A 22,941-nucleotide genomic window follows, 5' to 3' on the forward strand; every position below is an offset into this window, starting at 1 on the left:
GTGTGCCCCTGTCCTGCTAAACCTTGATCACCCCTGGCGCGGCTTCTGGCCCACCAGGGCAAGAATCGCGATGACGACCAGCGGGATGGCGAGAAGCGCGAATTTGGTGACGATCAGCACCGAAGCCAAAGACAGCGAATCCGGGTTGGCCGACAGGAAATCGGACAGAAGCCGCGCCACGGCGATGTTCTGGGCATAATCGGCAAGCGTGTAGGGCAGCACCAGAACAAGCGCGACGATCGACTGCACCTGCCCCGGCAGCGTGCGGAAAGTCTTCAGGCGCCGGCCGGTGGCCAGGATCAGGCTGACCAGGGTCAGCGACAGCAGCGCCGGAAACAGGAGATCGAAGGTCAGATAGTGCCAGACCAGAATGATCTCGCCGCCGCGCCGGCCGAGCGCCGTCAGCCAGGCCATGCCTTCGTCGGGGGTGAAACCGAAATAGCGCATGTCGAGCGACGGCAGGCCGCCGCTCAACTGACGGAAATAGAGGAATTCCAGCACCGTCATGGCGATGAAGACAGCCGCCGACAGGAAACACAGTGCGGCCGCGTGACGGGGCAGCCGCAGGATCGTCGCGATCAGGCTCCGCCCGAGCCCGTATTGTTCAGGCTCCGCCGGGATAGTTCGGGCTTTCGCGGGTAATCGTGACGTCATGGGCGTGGCTTTCACGAAGTCCGGCGTTGGATATGCGCACAAAAGTGGCGCGGTCGCGGAAATCGGCAAGATCGCGGCCACCGACATAACCCATAGCGGCTTTTAGCCCGCCTGCAAGCTGGTGCAGCACGCCAGACACAGGTCCTTTGTACGGGACCTGGCCTTCAATGCCTTCCGGCACCAGTTTGAGGGTGTCGCGCACCTCGGCCTGGAAGTAGCGATCGGCCGAGCCCCGCGCCATGGCGCCGACCGAACCCATGCCGCGATAGGCCTTGAAGGAGCGGCCCTGGTGCAGATAGACCTCGCCCGGGCTTTCGTCGGTACCGGCCAGCAGCGAGCCGATCATCGCGGCGCTTGCCCCGGCAGCCAGAGCCTTGGCGAGATCGCCGGAATATTTGATGCCGCCATCGGCAATCACCGACACACCCGATTTGTGCGCCGTCTCGACCGCCGACATGATGGCCGAAAGCTGCGGCACGCCGACACCGGCAACGATGCGGGTGGTGCAGATGGAGCCCGGGCCGATGCCGACCTTGACGGCGTCGGCGCCGGCGTCGATCAGCGCCTGCGTGCCTTCGGCGGTGGCGACGTTGCCGGCCAGGATGCGAACCGAATTGGAAAGCTTCTTGGCGCGGGTGACCGCGTCCAGTACGCGCTGCGAATGGCCATGCGCTGTGTCGATCACCAGAAGGTCGACGCCGGCCTCGATCAGACGCTCGGCGCGCTCGAAGCCGTCGTCGCCGACGCTGGTGGCCGCCGCCGCACGCAGGCGTCCCTGCGCATCCTTGGTGGCGTGCGGGTTGAGCTGCGACTTCTCGATGTCTTTGACGGTGATCAGCCCGACGCAATTGCCCTGCTTGTCGACGACGACAAGCTTCTCGATCCGGTGCTGGTGCAGAAGCCGCTTGGCCTCGTCCTGGTCGACATTCTCCTTGACCGTGATCAGGTTCTCACGGGTCATCAATTCGTAGACCTTCTGCGCCGGGTCGGAGGCAAAGCGCACGTCGCGGTTGGTCAGGATGCCGACGAGCCGGCCAGTCTTGTGGCCGCCCGTGCCACCATTTTCGACCACCGGAATGCCCGAGATGGAATAGGTGCGCATCAGCGACAGCGCGTCGGCGAGCGTCGCGTCCGGACCGATGGTGACCGGATTGACCACCATGCCGGACTCGAATTTCTTCACCTGCCGCACCTGCTCGGCCTGCTCGGCCGGCGTGAAATTGCGGTGGATGACGCCGATGCCGCCGGCTTGGGCCATGGCGATGGCAAGACGCGCCTCGGTGACGGTGTCCATCGCGGCGGAGAGGATCGGCACGTTGAGATCGATGTCGCCGGCAATGCGGGTGCGGACATCGGTTTCGCCAGGCATGACTTCGGAATGACCCGGCTGCAAAAGCACGTCGTCAAAGGTCAGCGCCAGCGCGCCGGTGGACGTTTCGATGATTTTTGCCATGGCCAGCCCTTTAGAATGCGGAAAAAGCGCTGGACCAGGATGGACAGCGCCGACTCGTTCTTCCCTTTCAGGATTGGCGCTGGCTGGTAACACGTCGCGACGCGGATGAAAAGCCGATCGTTGCATTGCACAACAGCGTCTTCGATCATTTGATTGTGCCACCCGTGGTTGCGGTCGCACAAAAGTGACAGCAAATTAACACGACATCGGTGGCCAGCCGTGATAACCGCCCCCACATATCGGCTCATTCCCCTTTTCTAAACGAGAATTGGCCGCAAAGAAAATTTGAAACGGTCACGCTCGTGAATCGCACCATTCCGCTGATCCTGGCGGTCGCCCTTTTCATGGAAAACATGGATTCGACCGTCATCGCGACATCGCTGCCGGCGATCGCCGTCGACATCCATACCAGCCCGATCGCGCTCAAGCTGGCGCTGACCGCCTATCTGGTGTCGCTGGCGATCTTCATTCCGATCAGCGGCTGGATGGCCGACCGCTTCGGCGCCAAGAACATTTTTCGCGCCGCGATCGCGGTGTTCATCGTCGGCTCGGTCGCCTGCGCCTTCTCCGGTTCGCTGCCGGCCTTCGTGGTGTCGCGCTTCCTGCAAGGCATTGGCGGCGCCATGATGACGCCGGTCGGCCGCCTGGTGCTGGTGCGGGCGACGCCCAAGAGCGACCTGGTCGCCGCCATGTCGTGGCTGACCGTTCCCGCACTGGTCGGACCGCTGGTCGGACCGCCGATCGGCGGCTTCATCACCACCTACTTCACCTGGCACTGGATCTTCCTGATCAATGTGCCGATCGGCCTGATCGGCATCTGGCTGGCCACACGCTTCCTGCCGGAAACCGAATCGATGGAGACGCCGCCACTCGATTTCATCGGCTTCGTGCTGAGCGGGGTGGCAGCATCCGGCGTGGTGTTCGGCTTGTCGGTCGTAAGCCTGCCCTATCTGCCGCCGGCGACCGGCTTCATCACGGTGGCCGTCGGGCTGCTGTCAGGCGCGCTCTACCTGATGCATGCGCGCCGCGCCAAAGATCCGCTGCTGGCGCTCGAACTGTTCCGCAATCAGGTGTTCCGCTCCTCCGTGCTGGGTGGCTCGCTGTTTCGCATCGGCATCGGTGCAGTGCCGTTCCTGCTGCCGCTGATGTTCCAGATCGGCTTTGGCCTGACGCCGTTCCAGTCCGGTATGATCACCTTCGTCTCGGCGGTCGGCGCCATCGGCATGAAATTCGTCACCGCGCTGATTTTTCGCGTTGCCGGCTTCCGCCGCGTGCTGATCGTCGGCTCGCTGGTCGCCGCCGCATCGATCGCCATCTACGGCCTCTTTACCCCCGAAACGCCTTATGTGCTGATGCTGGCCATATTGCTGGTCGGCGGCTTCATCCGCTCAATGTTCTTCACCGGCGTCAATGCGCTCTCCTATGCCGAGGTGTCGGCCGAAGACACCAGCAAGGCAACGCCGATCACGGCAGTGTTCCAGCAATTGTCGATCGCGCTCGGCGTGGCACTTGCCGGCGGCATCCTGGAAGTCTCGACCTCGATCCATGGCGGACCGCTGACGCTGGGCGATTTCCATATCGCCTTCTTCATCGTGGCGGCGGTATCGGCGGCGGCGTCGCTGTCGTTCATGCGGCTGGCGCCCGACGCCGGCAACGCCGTCTCCGGCCATGGCCGGCTGACGACGCCCAAGACTCTGGAACCGGCGAGATCGCCGGGGAGTGAGGCGACCCTGCTTAGGCTTAGGCTTAGGCTTAGGCTTAGGCTTAGGCTTAGGCTTAGGCTTAGGCGTCCCCCGGCCCTTCGCTATGGCTCCGGGCGCTCGAGTCCTTCGGAACGTCCACTGGACGTTCCGATCCGCCTGACGGCGGACCGGACTGTCGCCCCTTAAAATCCTTGGCCAACAGATAAAGCTCCACCGACTCGTCCCGGGAAGCCGGCGGTTTGACGTGATGCACCGAGCGGAAATTCTTCTTGAGCATGGAGAGCAGTTCGTTTTCGGCGCCGCCTTGGAAGGTTTTGGCAAGGAAATGGCCGCCCGGCTTCAGGACGGACAACGCGAAATCGGCCGCCACCTCGCACAGATGCATGGTGCGGATGTGGTCGGTCCGCTTGTGGCCGGTGGTGGGTGCGGCCATGTCGGACAGCACGATATCCGGATCCCCTCCCAGCGCCTCGGCGAGCTTCTGCGGCGCATCCGCGTCGAGGAAATCCATCAACAACACCGGCGCGCCGGGCACGGCATCCATTTCCAGATAGTCGATGCCGACGACATGCGGATGTTCCGCCGTCGATTTCGTGCGCGCGGCCGCGACCTGGCACCAGCCGCCGGGGGCAGCGCCGAGATCGATCACCTTCATGCCGGGCTTTAGCAAATGGTGTTTGTCGTCGATCTCGATCAGCTTGTAGGCCGCGCGCGAACGGTAGCCGTCAGCCTTCGAGCGCTGGACATAGGGATCGTTGATGTGGCGCTGCAGCCAGCGGCGCGACGATTCCTTGAGGCCGCTCTTTTTCTTGATCCGCGTCTTCAGCACGCGAATGCCGGCCGATCCTGGGTTTTCCGGTTTCTTGGTCATGCCCTGCCACGCCCATCGTTGCGCCAGACGCCGTCATCGGCCATCAGCTCGCTCAATATACCTTCGCGCAGGCCACGGTCGGCGACGCGCAGCCGCTCCGACGGCCAGACCGCGCGGATCGCTTCGAGGATAGCACAGCCGGCCAGCACCAGATCGGCGCGGTCCGCACCGATGCAAGGGTTGGCGCAGCGCTGCTGGAAATCCCAGCCGACTAGTCGCTCCACCATGCGGTCGACGCTGTCGCGGTCCATCCACAGCCCGTCCACCCGACGCCGGTCGTAGCGTTCCAGATCGAGATGAACGCCGGCCAGCGTCGTCACCGTGCCGGAAGTGCCGAGCAGATGGAAATTCGGGCTGGCCTTGAGGTGGCTCAGCCGGTCGCGACCATCGAAAGCGGCCAGCCGGCCGGCGACGTCGTCGACCATGGCGGTGAAGATGTCGCGCGTCACCGTGCGGCCGCCAAAGCGCTCGGCCAAGGAGACGACGCCGACCGGCAGCGACGTCCACGACACGATGTGGTTGGCAAGCCGCGGCGAACGGCGGCCGGTAAGATCGATCAGCGCGATCTCCGAAGAGCCGCCGCCGATATCGAACAGGACGACGCCCTGCGTGTCGCGCTCGACCAGCGAGCCGCAGCCGGACACCGCCAGCCGCGCTTCGGTCTGACGGTCGATGATCTCGAGCTTCAGGCCGGCCTCGCGCTCGACGCGTTCGAGGAACTCGACGCCGTTCTCGGCTGAGCGGCAGGCTTCGGTGGCGATCAGCCTGGCCTTCCTGATCTTGCGGCTGCGCAATTTGTCGCCGCAGATTTTCAGCGCGTCGACCGCTCGGTCCATCGCCGGCTGGCCGAGCCGGCCATTGGCGGTGAGCCCCTCACCCAGCCTGACGATGCGGGAGAAGGCGTCGATGACGCGGAACTGGCCGTGCCGCGTGGGAACGGCAACCAGCAGCCGGCAATTGTTGGTGCCGAGGTCGAGTGCGGCAAAGACCGGAAGTTCGTGCACCGGAGGCCGGCGCGCGCCCTGTTCGGGGCGTGGCGTTGGAGCGGCAGGCGAGATTGCCGGCGCCGTTGGCTGCTTCGGCTCCAAAGCCGGGGCAGCGGCTTTACCTGCCGATCGATTGTCCTGGGGAGACTCGTCGCGCGCAAAAACCTTGCGCCCGCGCCTTCGCTTGCGCCGCTTCTTGGGCTTGCCCTTCTGGTGATGGGTCGCGTCGCCCGCCTGGCCGTCGGCGGAGCGCGGCTCCGTCGGGCGACGTTGCTGCCAACCGGCTGTCCCCGGGCCCGATGGCCCTGGGGAAGCGCTGGACGCGCCCACCTCCGACGCGCCTGCGCCGGTGTCGCGGTCTTCCACTGTCGTTCCTTCCGGCGCCGCGCGAACCGATGACGGACGCAGCAGGCGCTTTGGCATGTTTCAAGTTGCCGCCAGACTAACAGTGCCGTGCCCGATCACCAAGAGCCGCACGCTGAATTTTGCCGGCTGGGGCGCGAACCGCCTTTTCGCCCCGCCGCGTAATGTAGCCGCAAGGCTGGATTGATAGCGCAATGCTGGCGAAGATAACTCTCGTCGAAGCCGATGCCTCAACGCTTGCCGTTGCGGCGCTTTCGCTGCAGGAGGATCTTGCTGGCCGCCGGCGCGACAAGTGTTCGCTGTTGAATAGCCGGCTTCAATGAGGCATTTCTGAAATGAACGGAAGTCACCGGGCAGCCGGCCTCCCACCATCCAACGAAAAGGAAGCGGACACGCAACGCATGGCAGTCGGGCAATGAACTGGAGACGCTATTTCTGGCCGGTGGTCGGCTTAGCCGCGGTGATCTTCTCGCTGCTGCTGCTCTGGCACGAACTGCGCGGCATTTCGCTCGACGATGTCTGGGATGGGCTCGCCGCCATTCCAACCCGCGGCTGGGTGCTGGCGGGGCTGAGTTCCGTCATCGCTTATGCCGCGCTCGCCGGCTACGACCACATCGCGCTGCTGCATATCGGCAAGCGTGTGTCGTGGCTGTTCGTGACGCTGTGCTCCTTCACCACCTATGCGCTGTCGCACAATATTGGCGGCTCGGTGTTTTCCGGCGCCGTCATCCGCTACCGAGCCTACGGCACCAGAGGGCTGACCGGCCAGGATGTCGGCGTGCTGGTGGCGATCTGCTGGATCACCTTCGTGCTGTCCAGCCTTCTAGCCGGCGGTCTGGTGCTGGTGCTGGAGCCGCAAATCGTCGACCGCTTCACAGGCGCCCCGCATCACGGGCTGGTGATCGCCGCCGGCCTTGCCATGCTGATTCTCATCAGCGCCTACATCTTCGGCAGCGCGCTGCATCTGCGCCCGCTGAAGATCGCCAGCTTTCAGCTGCACTATCCGGCACTGCCGATCGTCGCCAGGCAATTGCTGATTGGCCCGATCGAACTGATTGCCGCCGCGGCGATCATCTTCTTTGCCCTGCCCGAGATGCACAATCCCGGCTATTTCGTCGTGCTCGGCGTCTTCCTCGTCTCCTTCTCGGTCGCTCAGATCTCGCATGCGCCGGGCGGGCTCGGTGTGTTCGAGGTGGTGTTCCTGGCCGGCCTTTCCGACATGGAGCCGGTCGGCGTGCTGGCGGCGCTGCTGGTGTTCCGGCTGTTTTATCTCATCATCCCGCTGATTCTCGGACTGGGCGTGGTGCTGTTCTTCGAACGCTCGCAGTTCAGCCGGACGGAGAGCTGAGGCGCACCCGGCGGCTTCTCCCCGTTCACGGGGAGTCGAGGAGTGGTCCGCACAGCGGACGAAAAGCCAACTGCTTGGCTTTTCGAACGACGAACGCCGGCAGGCGGATCAGGGGCCACGCAAACTTTTCCGATTGGCCATTTTGAACCGCAGAGCAGGCTTGACTATTTTCCGCTGGCGGCTACAAGGCAGCGCTCAAGCGGCTCAGCCGTTCGGCCCGCGCGATCCATGATCGCGCCTGCTGGGGAATAGGTTAACGGTAGACCCACGGACTCTGACTCCGTTAGTCCTGGTTCGAATCCAGGTTCCCCAGCCAGTTGATCCCATAGGCTTTTCGCCCTTTCCTCAGAATATTTTTGAACGAACGGGGATGGATTTCGGGCAGTCTGAAACGCTTCATGGGCGTCAACCGGGCGACCTCATCGCCGACGCAGTCATTCTCGAATGGCGCCTAATTCGATACAGCCTCAAGAAATTGCGTCGCTAGCGCGTTGCTGGCGAAGCGTCCGATTTCCTCGTAATCGGGGCGGTCTTCTGCACTATCTGGAGATCTTAAGACTACAAAAGCTGCCGCATCCGGTATAATGAGACACGTGAGGTCTTGACTTTCAACTGGCGCAGCATGACGAGCGCCGCAATTCGGACAGTCGTCATCGCACATGCATGACCATTCGTCTACCCAATGTTCGCCGCACCTATAGCATTCATAATGATTTGCGTACCAAGACATTTAGGCATGTCCCTCCGCTCGGCCTTCAACAGTTCTCTTTCCTCACGCGATATCGCCCGCGGGCCAAAAACTCGAGATATCCGTTGTCTCTAAGCAATTGCAATTGCTGACGGATCTTCGGTCTCACATTTCTGTTGTTCGGATACAGAGCGCTCAGCTTCCTTTCGAACGCGTAGATTTGCTCGATATCGAAATCAGTCGAGCCGATCATATCGACACATCTCATTATTTCAATTAGCCAACCACGAGCATCTGCCCTTTCCTCACGCAAAAAAAGGGTGTGCTGCCATTTAGCGACGACGTCGTCTTTAGGGATCGGGATGCTGTTCCTAACCACAAATATCGGCCCGCATCCGGGATGCGGTTCAGCAAAATATTGGAACCGACCCAACCCGCTCTTCTCGCTGTCGACGCGAGTGGGCTCCTCTTCTCGATGATGTCTGGTACGAAGAAATGCTTTGGGACAACGCAAACATGCCTTACCGCTTGTTGCCTCAAATCATAATTCAGCAATATCAAATTGGGATTGGTAGCTGATGCCAATCTGTCGATCTTGGTAAAATAGGCTCCGTCGGCAACCTTCGCGCCAAATGGCTTCTTTTGGCTTTTCAGTTCGAATTGATCATTGCACGTGCGGCAGAAAAAGTCGGCAACAGGCAAATTAGCGGGGAATTTTTCCAAGCTCGAGTTTCCGCAGTTAGGGCAATAAATCCATTGTGAAGCCCACTGCTCGGTCCAAATTCTGGCTTGTTGTGATGCACTTTTAAATTTTGCTTGCGTCTCTTCGAACCCGAATTTCATTCGCGGTAAAACCATCTTTTAACGAGCGCCTAGAGCTTACAGTTTCGCAATTGACGATCAAGAATTTCTTGGCAGCGCAGCCCGTTTTAGCCTATCTCCATGGATGATATATGAGATTTGTCGAGTCGCTCACAGATAACAAGCAGTCAATTTTGTTGATAAATCCAGCTACTCGCTCGCTACAGCGCTCGCGAGCGACCTTGCTACCGCCGAACTACATCACGTTCCAGGACACGAACGAAGGAGCGTTGCTTCGAGCAGGTCGAGTTGGTGCGCGCCAATGCGGCTGGCGCCGACCAGATCGAACGGCGGTTGATCGAGGCACTAGGCTCTCGCTTCCAGAAGCAGTATCGGGTGAGCCCGTCGAAATTCGAACAGGGGATGACGACTGCGCGGCCGAGAAGATCCGTGGCCACTGGTGCGCTCCACTGGCTAAGCTCCGCACAAGTTTCCTGTACGAGGCGGCGTAATGGTCACTGACAGCCAGTTCATTGTCGAAAGCATCAGCCAAGGCTGCGTGACACTCTCCGATGGCGAATTCGTCATCGACAGGCTGGTGAAGTATGTCGGCAACGGAAGGATCCGGTGGCATGTCGAGTTTCGCGGGCATCGCGTCGAGTTCACAACCGGCCAGCTCAAAAAGCAGCCTGCCTTCCGCAGGAAGATGCTCGAACAGGCCGGTGTGCTGCCGCCCCAGCGTGCGGGGGCCAGCTACAGGCGTTGGGCACTCGATCTGAGGAAGAATGCCATCGAGCTTCCCTGGCGGGATCGGCCGGTTGATGCCGGTTTCGCCATCGACAGCCTTGTCAGTCTCGGAGGCGACCGCTGGACGGTTGACTACCAAGGCAAGGTCATCAAGTTCACGACGACCAAGCTCCGCCGGCAGACCAGTTTCCGCAAGCGGATGCTGCTGAAGGCCAAGGTGCTGCCGCCCCAGCTTGATCCGGTTGCCTATCGGAAGTGGGTGGACTGGCTGATCCAAAACGCCACAGAGGCTGCACCGCAGGCCAGCGATGCCTTGATGAGCGAGAAAAGTTGGCTTGACGACCTGCCCGAGCTGGCCGGCTGGCAAAACGATGGGACCAACTAAGGCGGCTGGTGCGCCGGCGGTGCCACTCAAGACGTTTGCCATGCCTCCAGATTTCGGCACACATTCCATGGCTAGGGAATCTGACCACGGCTTGGCTCGCGGCCGACAAGACTTTGAATGGAAGACATGGACCGCTTCAATCTCGGCACCTATCGCCGCCCCATCTCCACGCGCTCCACTGAGACCCAGCGCTGGTTCGATATCGGGCTCAACTGGTGCTACGGCTTCAACCATGAGGAAGGCATCAAGTGCTTTGAGAGAGCGCTGGAGACCGATCCGGACTGCGCTTTCGTGCATTGGGGCATCGCCTATGCCGCCGGGCCTTTCTATAACCTGACCTGGAAGGAACATGGCGAGGCCGAGGCCAACAGCGCGACCAAGCGCTGCTTCGAGCATGTCCAGCTGGCACGGGCCAATGCGGCTGGCGCCAGCGATGTCGAACGCCAATTGATCGAGGCGCTGGCCCACCGTTTCCAGAAACCGCACAGAGTGAGCCCGCAGGAATTCGAGCAGTGGGATGATGCCTATGCCGCCGCGATGCGGCAGGTGTACCAGGATTTTCCCGACGACCATGATGTGATGGCGCTGCTGGTCGAGGCGCTGATGATGCGCACGGTGCGGCGACTGTGGAACCTCAAGACCGGCGCGCCGGTGCCGAATTCGGACGTGCTCGAAGCTCTGGACGTCTGCGAACGGTCGATCCGGCTCGCCGACGAGGCCGGTGCCGCACAACATCCAGCGATCCTGCATCTGCACATCCATTTGCTGGAAATGTCCACCATGCCGGAACGCGGCTTGCGCTCGGCCGATCGGCTTGGCGAAATGTGCCCCGATGCCGGGCACATGAACCATATGCCGGGGCATATCCACGTGCTGTGTGGCGACTATGAGAAGGCGAAGATCGCCAGCGAAAAGGCGGTCCGCGCCAATGACCTCTATCTCGCCTATGCCGATGAGCCGACCTATTACCTGCTCGGCTGCTGCCACGACCTGCATCTGATGATGTTCACCTGCATGTTCCTTGGCCAGTATCGGCCGGCGCTATGGGCCGCCGATAAGGTGCGCAGCCTGGTCACGCGCGACGTGGTCGCCATCCAGGACCGGCCTAAGCTCACGCAAACAGTGGAAGGCTATCATGCGATGAAATCGCATGTGCAGGTACGCTTCGGCCGCTGGCACGAGATCATCGACGAACCGGCGGTCGACGAGCCTGGCCTCTATGTGCTGACGGCAGCCATGCAGCACTACGCCAAAGGCGTCGCGCATGCGACGCTGCGGCAATTCGCTGAAGCCGAGCGCGCGCGTGAGCGGTTCCATCGGCATGTGGCGAACATTCCGGCCGAGAGGCGTTTCCTCAGCAATCCGACCCGCGCTTCGCTTGCCGTCGGTGCCGCCTTGCTCGACGGCGAGCTTGCCTACCACCAGGGCCGGCATGAGGAGGCCTACGCCCATTTGCGGCAAGCGGTCGAACTGGACGACAACCTCTCCTACACCGAGCCATGGGCGTGGATGCACCCTCCCCGCCATGCGCTGGCCGCGCTGCTTCTCGACCAGGGCCATGCCGAGGAAGCCGAGCAGGTCTATCGCGACGATCTCGGCCTCAGCGGCAAGGTGCAGCGCTGCGCCCAGCATCCGGACAATGTCTGGGCGCTGCACGGGCTGGTGGAATGTTTGAGGCGGCGCGGCGAGAGCGAAGAGCTGCCGGTGCTGCAGGCCAAGCTCGCCACAGCGCTGGCCAAGGCGGATGTGGCGATCAGTTCGTCATGCCTGTGCCGGACGAGCGTGCAGCGCGGCTGCTGTCATTGAGATTCCGATCTGAGGATGTTTCTATCCGAACCCGACCTTCAGGAGATGGATGCCCGAGCCGTCAGGATTTTATGGCCGCAGTGTGGGCAGTCCTCGCTTGATCGCTGAAGTGCGCAGCCTGCACGCATTTCTCGATCAGGCGAAGGAAGCGGCATCAGCCGATCATGCCAGGCTCAATGGACGGCTTTCCTCAATTAACGCAGAGCAGTCGATCTCATCATGAAATTGGGCGCATGCGTCAGGCGCAAGCCAGGATGCGTAACACCGAAGCCGCTTGAGCCTGGCTGTTTTCTCGAGCCGCGCCAGGCGCTCATCTTCGGCTGGTTGGGCACGAGGCGGTCTTTTGTTCCGCTCGGCGGGGTCTTGCATATCGACTCTCCTCGGTCGGCCTATAAATAGGCCCGCTCAATGAGGGAGTTGGGCCACTCACCGGAAGGATAGAACCACCTGTTGCTCCGGGGGCCGCACTCCACCTGGGCTGGATGCCACCACAGGCGCGAACGAGAGTCGCCATCCATTTTGATGAAGCTGCCGCAAATTGGCGTCGGACTTGGTCTATCCTCAAACCCTCAAGCCTCGTCGCCCCTGATCCAGTTCGTCATGCCTGTGCAGAGCGTGGGCTGTCGCCTCTCGGGCGAATGGCGCCATCCGCTACGAGAATATCTTCGCCAGTTCGTCGATGCTGGCGCCTTCCTTGACCTGGCGCAATTCGACATAGCTGACCGCCGCGGCGATCGACAGCACCATGGAGACCACGGTCTGCACCAGCGCAGCGCCCAGCTGGGCCAGAATCCCGCCAAACAGGACGAAAACCAGCAATATCCCCCACTGGATGACCATCGCGATGATCATCAGGATGAGAAACAGGCCAAACAGCGACCAGCGGTTGCCCTTTGTCAGGGCACGGCTGCGCGACATCGAACCGAACACGCCCCGCCGCTCCTGGATCAGGACCGGAACCGACATCGACCATCCGAGCCACAGGATGATGCCGGGCACGATCAAGGCCAACATGGCAAGGCCGGCGCCAAGGGCGACGAGCAAGCCAATCGCCAGCGTCGGCAGCAGGAAGCGGATCGCAATCTGAATGCAATCGCCGAAGGACGGCCGCCTGCCGTTCAAGTCCTCGATGGTCGCCCGGACCAGCGATGACTGAAGCAGCAGCGTGAGAACGAAGGAAACCAGCCCGGCGACAAGGCTGAGGTAGGAATTGCGAAACATCGCGTGCGGATCCGCCATCGCGGCTGGATCGCCATGCAACATCGCGTCGATCTGCGGCTGGGTCCACATTCTGACAAGCAGCGTCGGCACGCCCGCGAACAGCGCGGCAAGGCCAAGGCAAAGCCCGACGTTGCGGCCGATGACGGCAAAGGTGTTGTTGAACACCCTGCCGATCTCGAACCGGCTGGGTTGTCCCAGTGTCGCAGTGGTCATGGTGTTTCCCCCCGGTCACCGCCGCATCCAAACGGCCGCCATAGAAAGTAAATCTGCCAAGATTAGAAGGCTTCGTCCAGTGGACTTGCAATTGTGCAGGCGTATTGCCAGTGTCGAGGCCGAACCGCAGGTTGCAGGGGAGCGAGCGGGTGAGAGTTGCACAGCCGGTAGACGCCGAATGGCTGGCCAAGGTGCACAAGCAGCTGCTTGCGGACGATTCGATCCAGTTTGGCCTGCCGACGCTGGTGCAGCCCATGCCGCCGGCATGGCTGAGGCCTTTCCTGGACGCATTGGCGAAGATCGGCCCTTACATGATCTATCTGTTCTGGGGCGCGGTGATCATCGGCATCGCGGTCATCGTGCTTCTCGTCGCCCTCGAAGCGAAGGGGGTGGCGTGGCGGCTGCCGTGGCGACGCGCGCGCAAGGAAACCGAGGCTGAAGAGGCGTGGCGCCCGGACGCCGCGGCGGCGCAGATCCTGCTGTCCGAGGCCGACGCGCTCGCCGCGCGCGGCGACTATGACGAGGCGGTGCATCTTCTGCTTCGCCGCAGCGTTGCCGACATTGCGGGACGGCTGCCCGACTTCCTGCGTCCGTCGCTGACGTCCCGCGACATCGCCACGGCCCCATCGCTACCGTCGCGGGCGCGCCAGGCATTCAGCGAGATCGCACGCATCGTCGAGGCCGCCCTGTTTGCCCGCCGGCCGGTCGGCGCCGAGGGCTGGCAGCAGGCGCGCGGCGCCTATGAACGCTTCGCCTTCCGGGACGCCTGGGCATGAGCGCGCCGGCGGCGGAGGCAGCGCAGGAACCCTTCAACCGCAGGACACTGTTCTGGGGCATTTTTGCCAGCCTGCTCGCGGCGGCGGGCTTTTTCCTGCTGTCGACCTACGCGCCGGACTTCCGCCAGCCGGAAGGCGGCGCCACGCCGCTCTCCAAGGGCGGCACCGGTTATGCGGGCCTTGTGGAATGGGTGAAACTGACCGGTGGCCTGCCCTACATGGTGAAGACCGAGAAGGACCTTTCAAGGAATATCCTGCTCATCGTCACCATCTCGCCGGAAAGCGATCCGGAGGCGCTCAAGAACATCATCGATCTTCGGCAGGACCTGCCGACACTATCGTGCTGCCCAAATGGCAAACCTTGCCGCTGCAAACGCACGAAGGATGGGAGATGAAGATAGAGCGGCTGCCGGACTCGGTCGTCAACGACTGGCTGGGCCGCATCACCAAGGCAAAGCTGGGCGAAGGCAAAAGCACGGCCAGCAAGCTCGACATCGAAGGTCATTTGGTTGCCGCGCCCGACAACCTGCAGTGGATCGCGGACAGCAGTCCATTGATCTCGGCTGGCGACGGCAAGGCCGTTCTCACCGAACTGGCCGACAAGCCCTTCTACATCCTGACGGATCCCGATCTAGTCAACAATGCCGGGCTCAAGAATCCCGCAATGGCGGCGGCGGTCTTTGATCTCCTGGCCTCGCTTGACGATATCGGAGTCATGTTCGACCTGACACTGCATGGCATCGGGCAGAAATACGATCTGGCGAAACTCCTGGTCGAGCCGCCCTTCCTGGCGCTGACGCTGTCGGTGCTGGCGGCCGCCGCGCTTGCCTTCCTGCATGGGCTCGGCCGGTTCGGACCGCCGCGCACCGAGGCCCGGGCGATTGCCTTCGGCAAACAGGCGCTGGTCGATACCACAGCGATGCTCTTGAAGCGCGCCGGGCGGATCGAGGAGCTCGGCGACCGTTATGCGGCGCTGATGCGTGCGCGTGCCGGCGCATTGCTCGGCGCGCCGCAAGGCTTGCCTGGCGAAGCGCTCGACCGCTGGCTCGATTCCCGCGACCGCGGCGAAATTCAGGGTTTCAGCCGCCGCTTCAAGACCGCGAACGAAGCCAGGACTCTGGCACAAATGCATGAAGCAGCGCAGGAGCTGCATGACTGGACGACAAGGAGGCTCGGTGAACGTCGATGATGTGAAGGCCCTGGCGACCGCGATCAGGGAAGAAGTGGCGAAAGCGATCACCGGGCAGCACGACACGGTCGATCTGATGCTGACGGCATTGTTCGCCGGCGGACACATTTTGCTGGAAGGCCCGCCGGGAACCGCCAAGACCATGACCGCGCGATGCTTCGCGCAAGCACTTGGCGTCGCCTATGGCCGCATCCAGTTCACGCCCGACCTGATGCCTGGCGATATCGTCGGCTCCAACATCTACAATTTCCAGAGCGGGCAGTTCACGCTGACGCGCGGGCCGATCTTCTGCGACCTTTTGCTTGCCGACGAAATCAACCGCACGCCGCCGAAGACGCAAGCCGCACTCTTGGAAGCCATGCAGGAACATGCCGTCACTTTCGACGGCACGACGCATGCGCTCAGCCAGAACTTCATGGTGGTGGCGACGCAGAACCCAATCGAGCATCAGGGCGTCTATCCCCTGCCCGAAGCCCAGCTCGACCGCTTCCTGTTCAAGCACAGGGTAAGCTATCCCGATGCACAGGAGGAACGTGCCATCATCGTGCATCACGGCGGCGGCTCCGCCTCGCACGACATCAAGCAATACGGCATCAAGGCGCAGACCGACCGGAAAACGCTGGAGGCCGCACTTGCCACCGTCGGCAATGTCACGCTGGTCGACGATATCGTCGGCTACATCGCGGCCCTTGTGCGCGGCACGCGCGAAAGCCCGGATCTGGAGGTTGGCGCCAGTCCTCGCGCCGGCGCCATGCTGGCGCGCGCCGCCCGCGCCAGGGCAGCGCTCGACGGCCGTGCCTATGTCATCCCCGACGACGTCAAGGCGCTCGCGGTGCCGGCGCTGCGCCATCGCGTGATCCTGTCGCCGGCGGCGCAGATCGACGGGCGGCTGGTGGAGCAGATCGTCTCGGACCTTGTCGACCAGACGGCAGCGCCCCGTTGATCTACCCGAGCGGCAAAGCGGTTTGGGCAGCCGCGGCGGGTGCCATCCCCGCCTTCCTGATCGCGCTTGCACTGCCCTCCTTCTGGTATCTCGGCCTGTTGTGGATCTGCATTCTGCTCGCCTTCCTGGCGGTCGACGCGGCGGCCGGGCGCGGACGCGCCTCGCTCAGCGCCAGTCTTTCGGCACCGCCGCAGGTCGGCGTCGGCGGGCGTTTTACCGTGCATGTCGCGGCCAGCCTCGGCCAGCGGGCGCGTATGTTGCAAGCGCGTGTCGGGCACGATCAGCGTGTGGAGCCAGTCACCCGCACAGGCGGCGCGTTGCCGGCGAACGGCGGCACGCTCGACCTCGAATTCACGGCACGCAGGCGCGGCATTGCCAGTTTCGACCGGCTGTGGCTGCGCTGGCGCGGCCCATTCGGGCTGATCTGGAACCAGGTCGTCCTGCCGATGGACCGCAAGGTGGCGATACTGCCCGACGTCAGCAGCGCGCGCGACGAGGCGATCACCTTGCTGCAGCGCTCCGCGCTCGCCGACGGCCACGCGCAAAGGCGGGCCGGCCAGGGCCGCGAGTTCGAGGCGCTGAAGGACTATCAGCCAGGCATGGGCCGGCGGATGATCGACTGGAAGCGCAGCGCGCGCCACGGCAAGCTTCTGGCGCGCGAGTTCAGGGTCGAGGAGAACAACAACATCGTGCTGGCGATCGACAGCGGGCGACTGATGTGCGAGCCGGTCGACGGTGTGCCGAAAGTCGACCGGGCAGTAACGGCAGCGCTGTTGTCGGCCTTCATTGCGCTCAAGGGCGGCGACCTCGTCAGCCTGTTCTCCTTCGATGCCAGGCCGCGCGTCTCGAGCGGCGCGGTGCGTGGCTCGGCGAGTTTCATGATGATCCAGAAGCGTGCGGCCGAGATCGACTATTCCAGCGAAGAGACCAATTTCACCCTGGCGCTCACGACATTGGCGGCCAAGCTCGACAGGCGCTCGCTGGTCATCGTCTTCACCGATTTCGTCGACCCGATCAGCGCGGAACTGATGCTGCGCACCGTCGGCCGGCTGAGCGAGCGGCATCTGGTTCTGTTCATGCTGATGAAGGATGTCGAACTGGAGACGCTGGCCGACATGCAACCTACAAAGCCCGAGGATGTGGCCCGCGCAGTCACCGCCGGCGGCCTGCTTCGGGAGCGGCAAGTGGTGATCGGGCGGCTGCGGCTGCTTGGCGCGCATGTGATCGAGGCCGACCATCAGCGGCTCGGCCCGGCGTTGGTCGAGCGCTATATCCAGCTCAAGGAGGAGAACCTCTTATGACGCTGCCCGCCGGCACCGATGCCGTACGCCAGTCGCTGGCAAGCTTCCGCCAGGAGCGAGAGGCCGACTGGAAGGCGTTCGAGGCGCTGCTGGCGCGCGTCGAGAAACGCGCGCCGCGCACACTTTCGGAAGACGAGCTGCTGTCGCTGCCACTGCTCTACCGCTCGGCACTGTCCTCGCTCTCGGTGGCGCGCGCAACCTCGCTCGACAGCGCGCTGATCGCCTATCTCGAGGCGCTCAGCCTGCGCGGCTATTTCTATCTCTATGGCGCACGGCGCGGTCTGAGGCAGCGTGTCGGCGATTTCTTCCTGCGCGACTGGCCGGCGGCAATCCGCGATCTGTGGCGGGAGACCTCGGTGTCGGTCGGGCTGACGGTGATCGGCGCGATTGCCGCCTACTGGCTGGTGGCCTCCGACAGCCGCTGGTACGACGCCATCATTGCGCCCAGCCTCGCCGGCGGGCGCAATCCGGACTCGTCGGCCGAGACGCTGCGCGGCGTGCTTTATGACAGCGGCGGCGACCATTTCCTGTCCGGCTTCGCCGCCTATCTCTTCACCCACAACACGCAGGTGGCGATCCTGGCTTTTGCACTGGGCTTCGCCTTCGCGGTGCCCAGCGTGCTGCTGATCCTGATGAACGGATGCATGCTGGGCGCGCTGTTCCAGGTCTACGCGGCCAAGGGGTTGGGCTTCGAGCTCGGCGGCTGGCTGTCGATCCACGGCACGACGGAATTGTTCGCCATCGCACTGGCGGGCGCGGCGGGAATGCGGATCGGCACGCGCATCGCCTTCCCCGGGGAACTGACCCGGATGGCGGCCGCGGCCCAGGCCGGACGGGTGGCGGCGACCGCCATGGTCGGCGTCATGATAATGCTTCTGTTTGCCGGCCTGCTCGAAGGCATCGGCCGGCAGACGATCACCAGCGATGCGACGCGCTACGCCATAGGCGGCGGCATGCTGGCGTTATGGATCGCCTATTTCTACCTGTTCCGGATGGTGCGGCATGGCAACGACTAGGAACCCTGCCGCGCTAACGAGGCCGCTGATCACGCCGGAAGGCGTCGATCTCAGGGTCAAGCTGGCCGACGCCGGCACACGGGCTGCGGCCTTCCTGCTCGATGTGGTGATCATCGTCGCCGCCGCCGTTGTGGTTACCCTCGTCGTCATCTTTGGCCTCGGCGGCCTTGGCGTGAAGGAGGCGGAGCCGCTCTTCATCGTCTGGATGATCTTCATCTTCCTGCTGCGCAACGTCTATTTCATCGCCTTCGAGGCGGGTCGGCGGGCCGCGACGCCCGGCAAGCGGATCGTCGGCGTGCGGGTCGCCTCGCGCAGCGGCGCGGGTCTCACCATCGATCAGGTCATCGCGCGCAACCTGATGCGCGAGATCGAGGTTTTCCTGCCGCTGTCGATCATCGCCGCGCGCGGCGGCGCCGGCGTCGCCGACACGCTGTCGACGATTTTCGGCCTGGTGTGGGCGCTGCTGTTTTCGCTGTTCCTGCTGTTCAACCGCGATCGCTTGCGCATCGGCGACCTGCTAGCCGGAACCTGGGTGGTGGAGACGCCGAAATTCAAGCTGGTCGAGGATCTTTCGCAGCGCCAAGACCCGATCGCCAAGCGCTTCCATTTCAGTCCGGTGCAGCTCGACGCCTATGGCATCGCCGAGCTGCACAAGCTGGAGGAAGTGCTGCGCCGCGACGACTATTTCGCGATGAAGGCGGTTGCCGAGACCATCGGCGGCAAGATCGGCGCGAAGATCGAGCCTGTCGATTCAAAGGCCTTTCTGACCGCCTATTACGGTGAGCTGAGGGCGCATCTCGAGCGCAAGCTGCTGCTTGGAAACCGCAAGGCGGATAAGTACGCGCGGTAGCGCGTGGCCAATTTGACCTGCCTCACCCCAGCCACTTCTCATAGTCGGCCACCAGCAGATGCACCGGGGCGACATCCTCATCGATGTTGGAGAAGCGGCCGATCGGCTCACGGAAGACGTTGTCGGTGAGATCGTCGTTGACGGTCGACACCTCGCCGATCAGCACGTCCTTGCCCTCGGCCCAGAAGGCATGCCAGACGCCGGGCAGCAGCGTGACGCTCTGGCCCGGGTCGAGCTTCAGCAGACCGCCCGCCGGCAGCCGGTGGATGGTTCCGTCGACCGGCACCGACACCTCCGCCTTGGGGTCGATGCCGCCGTCGCGATCGTGCATGAACAGTTCCAGCACCAGCTTGCCGCCACCACGGTTGATGATGTCCTCGGCCTTGATGTTGTGGCGGTGCATCGGCGACAGCTGGTCCTTGCGCGAGATCATGATCTTCTCGGCATAGAGCATGCCCATGCCCTTCTTCATGTCCTCGTAGCGGCCGTTGCGCACAGTGAACAGGAACAGGCCGAGTTCGTTGAACTTCTCCTGACCGTAATCGGTGATGTCCCAGCCGAGACGCGAGGTGAAGATCGCCGAAGAATCGACCTGGCGCGCCTTCATTTCCTCCGGCGACCAGTAGGCGAAGGGCGGCATGACGTAGCCGAACGAGCGGATGAAAGCGTCGGCTTCGCGGATGATGTCGTTGATGGCGGAGCGTTTCATGATGATAGTCCTTCGTGTCGACTTTTTCGACAAATCGCATAGCCGAACGCCGCTGCGGTGTCGATCCATCTTGCCGCCTGCCTCGCCCTTGGCAGCGCACGGATGGCCCACCGATCCGGTCCGCTGGCTGCGTGACATCACGCGCTTTCAAGCTCATAAACCCTGCGAATTCTCACAGGAATAGAAGATGCCCACCGTCCACGACCTCGATACGCCGTCGATCCTGATCGACGCCGCGCGCGCCGAAGCCAATATTGCCCGTGCGCAGGCCCATGCCGACAGAAACGGGCTAAAACTCAGGCCGCACATCAAGACGCACAAGCTGCCTTACTGGGCGAAGAAGCAGGTCGCGGCCGGTGCCGTCGGCATCACCTGCCAGAAGATCGGAGAGGCCGAGGTGATGGCCGATGCCGGGCTGTCCGACATTTTTCTTCCCTACAACATTCTTGGCCGCGCCAAACTGGAACGGCTGAAGGCGCTGCACGGCCGCGTCACCCTGTCGGTGACCGCGGACAGCACGGAGACGCTGGAAGGACTCGCAGCGATTTTCACCGATGCCGGCCACCCCCTGCCGGTGCTGGTCGAATGCGACACCGGCATGGGCCGCTGCGGTGTGCAGACGGCTGATGAAGCTCTTGCGTTGGCGAGGCTGATCGACAGGGCTGGTGGTCTCACCTTCGGCGGGCTGATGACCTATCCGGCGGCCGGCCGCGCGGTCGAGGCCGAGGCCTGGCTTGCCGGCGCCAAGCAGGCGCTGGCCGCTTCGGGTCTCGCCTGCGAGCGTATCTCCAGCGGCGGCACGCCGGACATGTGGCGCTCCGCCGATGCCTCCGTCGTCACCGAATATCGCCCCGGCACCTACATCTATCTCGACCGCTATCAGGTCGCCAAAGGCGTCGGCACTCTGGATGATTGCGCGCTGACGGTGCTGTCGACGGTGGTAAGCCACCCGGCGGCGAGCCGCGCCATTCTCGATGCCGGCAGCAAGGCGCTGTCCTCCGACACGCTCGGGCTAAAGGATTTTGGCGAGCTGCTCGGCGCTCCCGACGCAAGGGTCACCGGGCTTAGCGAAGAACATGGCACCGTCACGCTTTCCGGTGACACGCAGTTGCGCATCGGTGAGCGCGTGCGCGTGGTGCCAGACCATTGCTGCGTCGTCACCAATTTGTTCAATGAGGTCAACCTGATCGACGGCGACAACGTGCTGGAGACACTGCCAGTGGCAGCGCGTGGGCGGATGGGGTGAGCATGATGTTGTTCAGGCCGAATCGCGGCTGGGATCAGGACTGAAGCACCGGCCCCAGCGCGACCTTCAACGGATCGAGGGCGTCACCGTACAGCTTCCAGCGCTCGACCGAGGATGAATAGATTGGCTGGCGCACCTGCCAGCGGCTCGGCGTTCGCACTGTACGCTCGGTTTCGTGGAAACGCAGACAGGCATCGTCCCACTCGACCCCGAGGAATCGGATCAACCCACGTGCGCGGTTTTCGAAATCCGCCACCGTTTCTTCATAGGGCATGTCATGGATAGCAAGCGGAATGACCTTTGCCCAATGGCGCATCAAGCGTTCATATTGCCGGTAATACTGCCCAAGCTTGGTCAGATCGGCATTGTAGCCATGCGCTTCGGAAAAATTATGCATGAAGCAGGAGGTGCAATTGTCCATCGGATCGCGGCGGCAATGGATGATGCGGGCATTTGGCAAAATCAGGCTGACAAAGGCCAGGAGCTCGAAATTATGCGGCATTTTGTCGACGACAAGTCGCGCCTTGCGGTCGCGCCTGTTGAGATCGTCCAGATATTTCGAGCCAAGCTGGCTCGCTTTGGCCGGCGTGAGCGTTGCCATGGCCTTGGTGAAAATCGCCGGGTCGAGTCGGTCGAACCCGAGTTCACTGGCCAAGGCGCGAATGTTCGGCAATTCACCGACACCCTGGATATCGCGATGACTGGCGCATATCTGTTCTGTCAGCGTCGTGCCCGAACGCGGCATGCCGACGATGAAGACGGGGCGCCGCGATGGATTTCCAAATTTCAGCCGCGCTTCGAAGAAGCCGGCATCGAAATTATCGATGAAACTGTCGTATAGCTGTGTGTGCCGGGCAATGTCGAAATCATTGCCCGAGATCGCCTTGGCGTCAGCGAAATGACGGATGGCCAAACGGTATTCGCGCTGGTCGTTGAGCATCTTGCCAGCGGCATGATGTAGGACTACCCGCTCGCGCTCGGTCGTCATCGGCAATTCCAGGCGAGCCCGCACCAAGGCCAGGGCTGGATCGTCCTTGACCGCCCGGCGCGCCAGCGCCAGCCCGGCCAAGGCCTCGACATTCGCCTGGTCGATGGCGAGAGCGCCGCTGAAGCATTCGACCGCCTCGGCCTGCCGGCCCATATCGGTGAGCAGATCGCCGAGACCGACAAGCGCTGTCAACGACCGGCCGTCGACCGCAAGCGCCCGGCGATAGAAACCCTCGGCGATGTCGCCCTCGAGCTCATTGCGGTAGGATCGGCCGAGATTGCACATCGCCTCGACAAGCCGGCCGTCAAGCTCGATCGCTTTCCTCAGATGCTTGCGCGCACGCTCGACATTGCCGGCGAGGTTGTAGGCATTGCCGAGATTGTTGCGGAAGATGGCGTTGTCGGGCTCCAGCTTGACCGCCTTTTCCATATAGTCGAGCGCAGTTGCATTGTGCCCGGCCTCAATGGCCAGAGTGCCCATCAGATTGAGCGCCATGGCATTCTTGGGCTGCGAGCGAAGCACTGTCTGGTAGCAGTACTCGGCTTCGCGAAACAGCTTGCGTCTCTGCTGATCAATGCCGCGCTGCAATGTGCGCTCCGCCGGCTCACCGGCGGACGGAAACGATATCGGGGTCAGTGCCGGCAGCCCCAGAGGTTGCCGGCGCGGCAGGAGTGGCATGCGTCA

21 protein-coding genes, 1 tRNA gene and 1 pseudogene are annotated in these 22,941 nt (G+C 62.9%); 14 read left to right on the forward strand and 9 right to left on the reverse strand.

Annotated features, from left to right (window positions below):
- Positions 1-27: 27 nt before the first annotated feature.
- On the reverse strand, positions 28-654 hold the full coding sequence (locus tag AC0V8S_RS26730; protein WP_475434392.1) for a hypothetical protein: 627 nt from the start codon (positions 652-654) through the stop codon (positions 28-30).
- Complete coding sequence (gene guaB / locus AC0V8S_RS26735; RefSeq protein ID WP_183458312.1) at positions 605-2,107, reverse strand: IMP dehydrogenase; 1,503 nt, start codon at positions 2,105-2,107, stop codon at positions 605-607. Before guaB ends, AC0V8S_RS26730 begins: the two co-directional genes overlap by 50 nt.
- A gap of 302 nt (positions 2,108-2,409) precedes the next feature.
- Here guaB and AC0V8S_RS26740 point away from each other — a divergent pair.
- Positions 2,410-3,792, forward strand: a pseudogene (locus tag AC0V8S_RS26740) (MFS transporter); the annotation flags it as partial.
- Positions 3,793-3,889: 97 nt separating this feature from the next.
- Here AC0V8S_RS26740 and AC0V8S_RS26745 read toward each other — a convergent pair.
- Both AC0V8S_RS26745 and AC0V8S_RS26750 read right to left on the reverse strand, forming a co-directional pair.
- Positions 3,890-4,681 (reverse strand): RlmE family RNA methyltransferase, encoded by a 792-nt coding sequence (locus tag AC0V8S_RS26745; RefSeq protein WP_475434393.1) that lies wholly within the window; start codon positions 4,679-4,681, stop codon positions 3,890-3,892.
- Complete coding sequence (locus AC0V8S_RS26750) at positions 4,678-6,090, reverse strand: Ppx/GppA phosphatase family protein (protein WP_475434395.1); 1,413 nt, start codon at positions 6,088-6,090, stop codon at positions 4,678-4,680. The genes AC0V8S_RS26745 and AC0V8S_RS26750 overlap by 4 nt, the downstream gene beginning before the upstream one ends.
- Before the next feature lie 355 nt (positions 6,091-6,445).
- Here AC0V8S_RS26750 and AC0V8S_RS26755 point away from each other — a divergent pair, with 355 nt between their 5' ends.
- Both AC0V8S_RS26755 and AC0V8S_RS26760 read left to right on the forward strand, forming a co-directional pair.
- Positions 6,446-7,378: a lysylphosphatidylglycerol synthase domain-containing protein gene (locus AC0V8S_RS26755; RefSeq protein WP_475434397.1), complete on the forward strand. Its 933-nt coding sequence runs from the start codon at positions 6,446-6,448 to the stop codon at positions 7,376-7,378.
- 242 nt (positions 7,379-7,620) lie between these two features.
- A tRNA-Gln gene (locus tag AC0V8S_RS26760) sits at positions 7,621-7,694 on the forward strand.
- A gap of 439 nt (positions 7,695-8,133) precedes the next feature.
- Here the strand turns inward: AC0V8S_RS26760 and AC0V8S_RS26765 are convergent.
- A complete protein-coding gene (locus AC0V8S_RS26765) occupies positions 8,134-8,334 on the reverse strand; it encodes a hypothetical protein (RefSeq protein ID WP_475434398.1) in 201 nt (66 codons plus the stop codon).
- Between the two features lie 8 nt (positions 8,335-8,342).
- Entirely contained in the window at positions 8,343-8,909 is a 567-nt protein-coding gene (locus AC0V8S_RS26770; RefSeq protein ID WP_475434399.1) for a DpnI domain-containing protein, read from the reverse strand.
- Between the two features lie 469 nt (positions 8,910-9,378).
- Here AC0V8S_RS26770 and AC0V8S_RS26775 point away from each other — a divergent pair, with 469 nt between their 5' ends.
- The 3 genes from AC0V8S_RS26775 to AC0V8S_RS26785 all read left to right on the forward strand — a co-directional run bounded on the left by AC0V8S_RS26775 (position 9,379) and on the right by AC0V8S_RS26785 (position 12,028).
- Positions 9,379-9,999 (forward strand): hypothetical protein, encoded by a 621-nt coding sequence (locus AC0V8S_RS26775; RefSeq protein WP_475434401.1) that lies wholly within the window; start codon positions 9,379-9,381, stop codon positions 9,997-9,999.
- Positions 10,000-10,125: 126 nt separating this feature from the next.
- A complete protein-coding gene (locus AC0V8S_RS26780) occupies positions 10,126-11,805 on the forward strand; it encodes a hypothetical protein (protein WP_475438705.1) in 1,680 nt (559 codons plus the stop codon).
- A gap of 49 nt (positions 11,806-11,854) precedes the next feature.
- Positions 11,855-12,028: a hypothetical protein gene (locus AC0V8S_RS26785; RefSeq protein ID WP_475434402.1), complete on the forward strand. Its 174-nt coding sequence runs from the start codon at positions 11,855-11,857 to the stop codon at positions 12,026-12,028.
- Positions 12,029-12,456: 428 nt separating this feature from the next.
- Here AC0V8S_RS26785 and AC0V8S_RS26790 read toward each other — a convergent pair whose 3' ends face one another.
- The gene (locus tag AC0V8S_RS26790) at positions 12,457-13,239 is read right to left on the reverse strand and encodes a YciC family protein (RefSeq protein ID WP_475434404.1); all 783 of its coding nucleotides are present in this window, start codon (positions 13,237-13,239) and stop codon (positions 12,457-12,459) included.
- 149 nt (positions 13,240-13,388) lie between these two features.
- Between AC0V8S_RS26790 and AC0V8S_RS26795 the strand changes: the two genes are divergently transcribed.
- From AC0V8S_RS26795 to AC0V8S_RS26825, 7 genes are read left to right on the forward strand one after another with little or no spacing between them, the layout of a single operon-like run.
- Positions 13,389-14,015: a DUF4129 domain-containing protein gene (locus AC0V8S_RS26795; RefSeq protein WP_183458300.1), complete on the forward strand. Its 627-nt coding sequence runs from the start codon at positions 13,389-13,391 to the stop codon at positions 14,013-14,015.
- Positions 14,012-14,410 carry a hypothetical protein gene (locus AC0V8S_RS26800; protein WP_475434405.1) on the forward strand — a complete coding sequence of 133 codons (399 nt, stop codon included), beginning with the start codon at positions 14,012-14,014 and terminating at the stop codon, positions 14,408-14,410. The genes AC0V8S_RS26795 and AC0V8S_RS26800 overlap by 4 nt, the downstream gene beginning before the upstream one ends.
- Positions 14,407-15,204 carry a hypothetical protein gene (locus AC0V8S_RS26805; protein WP_475434407.1) on the forward strand — a complete coding sequence of 266 codons (798 nt, stop codon included), beginning with the start codon at positions 14,407-14,409 and terminating at the stop codon, positions 15,202-15,204. Before AC0V8S_RS26800 ends, AC0V8S_RS26805 begins: the two co-directional genes overlap by 4 nt.
- Positions 15,191-16,147, forward strand: coding sequence for an AAA family ATPase (locus AC0V8S_RS26810; protein WP_475434408.1), 957 nt, complete (start codon positions 15,191-15,193; stop codon positions 16,145-16,147). Before AC0V8S_RS26805 ends, AC0V8S_RS26810 begins: the two co-directional genes overlap by 14 nt.
- Positions 16,144-17,448 carry a DUF58 domain-containing protein gene (locus AC0V8S_RS26815; RefSeq protein WP_475434410.1) on the forward strand — a complete coding sequence of 435 codons (1,305 nt, stop codon included), beginning with the start codon at positions 16,144-16,146 and terminating at the stop codon, positions 17,446-17,448. Before AC0V8S_RS26810 ends, AC0V8S_RS26815 begins: the two co-directional genes overlap by 4 nt.
- On the forward strand, positions 17,445-18,464 hold the full coding sequence (locus AC0V8S_RS26820) for a stage II sporulation protein M (RefSeq protein WP_475434411.1): 1,020 nt from the start codon (positions 17,445-17,447) through the stop codon (positions 18,462-18,464). The genes AC0V8S_RS26815 and AC0V8S_RS26820 overlap by 4 nt, the downstream gene beginning before the upstream one ends.
- Positions 18,451-19,314: an RDD family protein gene (locus AC0V8S_RS26825; RefSeq protein WP_475434413.1), complete on the forward strand. Its 864-nt coding sequence runs from the start codon at positions 18,451-18,453 to the stop codon at positions 19,312-19,314. The genes AC0V8S_RS26820 and AC0V8S_RS26825 overlap by 14 nt, the downstream gene beginning before the upstream one ends.
- Before the next feature lie 22 nt (positions 19,315-19,336).
- Here AC0V8S_RS26825 and AC0V8S_RS26830 read toward each other — a convergent pair whose 3' ends face one another.
- Positions 19,337-20,023 (reverse strand): D-lyxose/D-mannose family sugar isomerase, encoded by a 687-nt coding sequence (locus tag AC0V8S_RS26830; protein ID WP_183458288.1) that lies wholly within the window; start codon positions 20,021-20,023, stop codon positions 19,337-19,339.
- A 187-nt stretch (positions 20,024-20,210) separates the two neighbouring features.
- Here AC0V8S_RS26830 and AC0V8S_RS26835 point away from each other — a divergent pair, with 187 nt between their 5' ends.
- Positions 20,211-21,269: a D-TA family PLP-dependent enzyme gene (locus AC0V8S_RS26835; RefSeq protein ID WP_183458286.1), complete on the forward strand. Its 1,059-nt coding sequence runs from the start codon at positions 20,211-20,213 to the stop codon at positions 21,267-21,269.
- A 34-nt stretch (positions 21,270-21,303) separates the two neighbouring features.
- Here AC0V8S_RS26835 and AC0V8S_RS26840 read toward each other — a convergent pair whose 3' ends face one another.
- Positions 21,304-22,935: a tetratricopeptide repeat-containing sulfotransferase family protein gene (locus tag AC0V8S_RS26840; protein WP_475434415.1), complete on the reverse strand. Its 1,632-nt coding sequence runs from the start codon at positions 22,933-22,935 to the stop codon at positions 21,304-21,306.
- Positions 22,936-22,941: the final 6 nt, after the last annotated feature.

This window comes from Mesorhizobium oxytropidicola, from assembly GCF_056174625.1.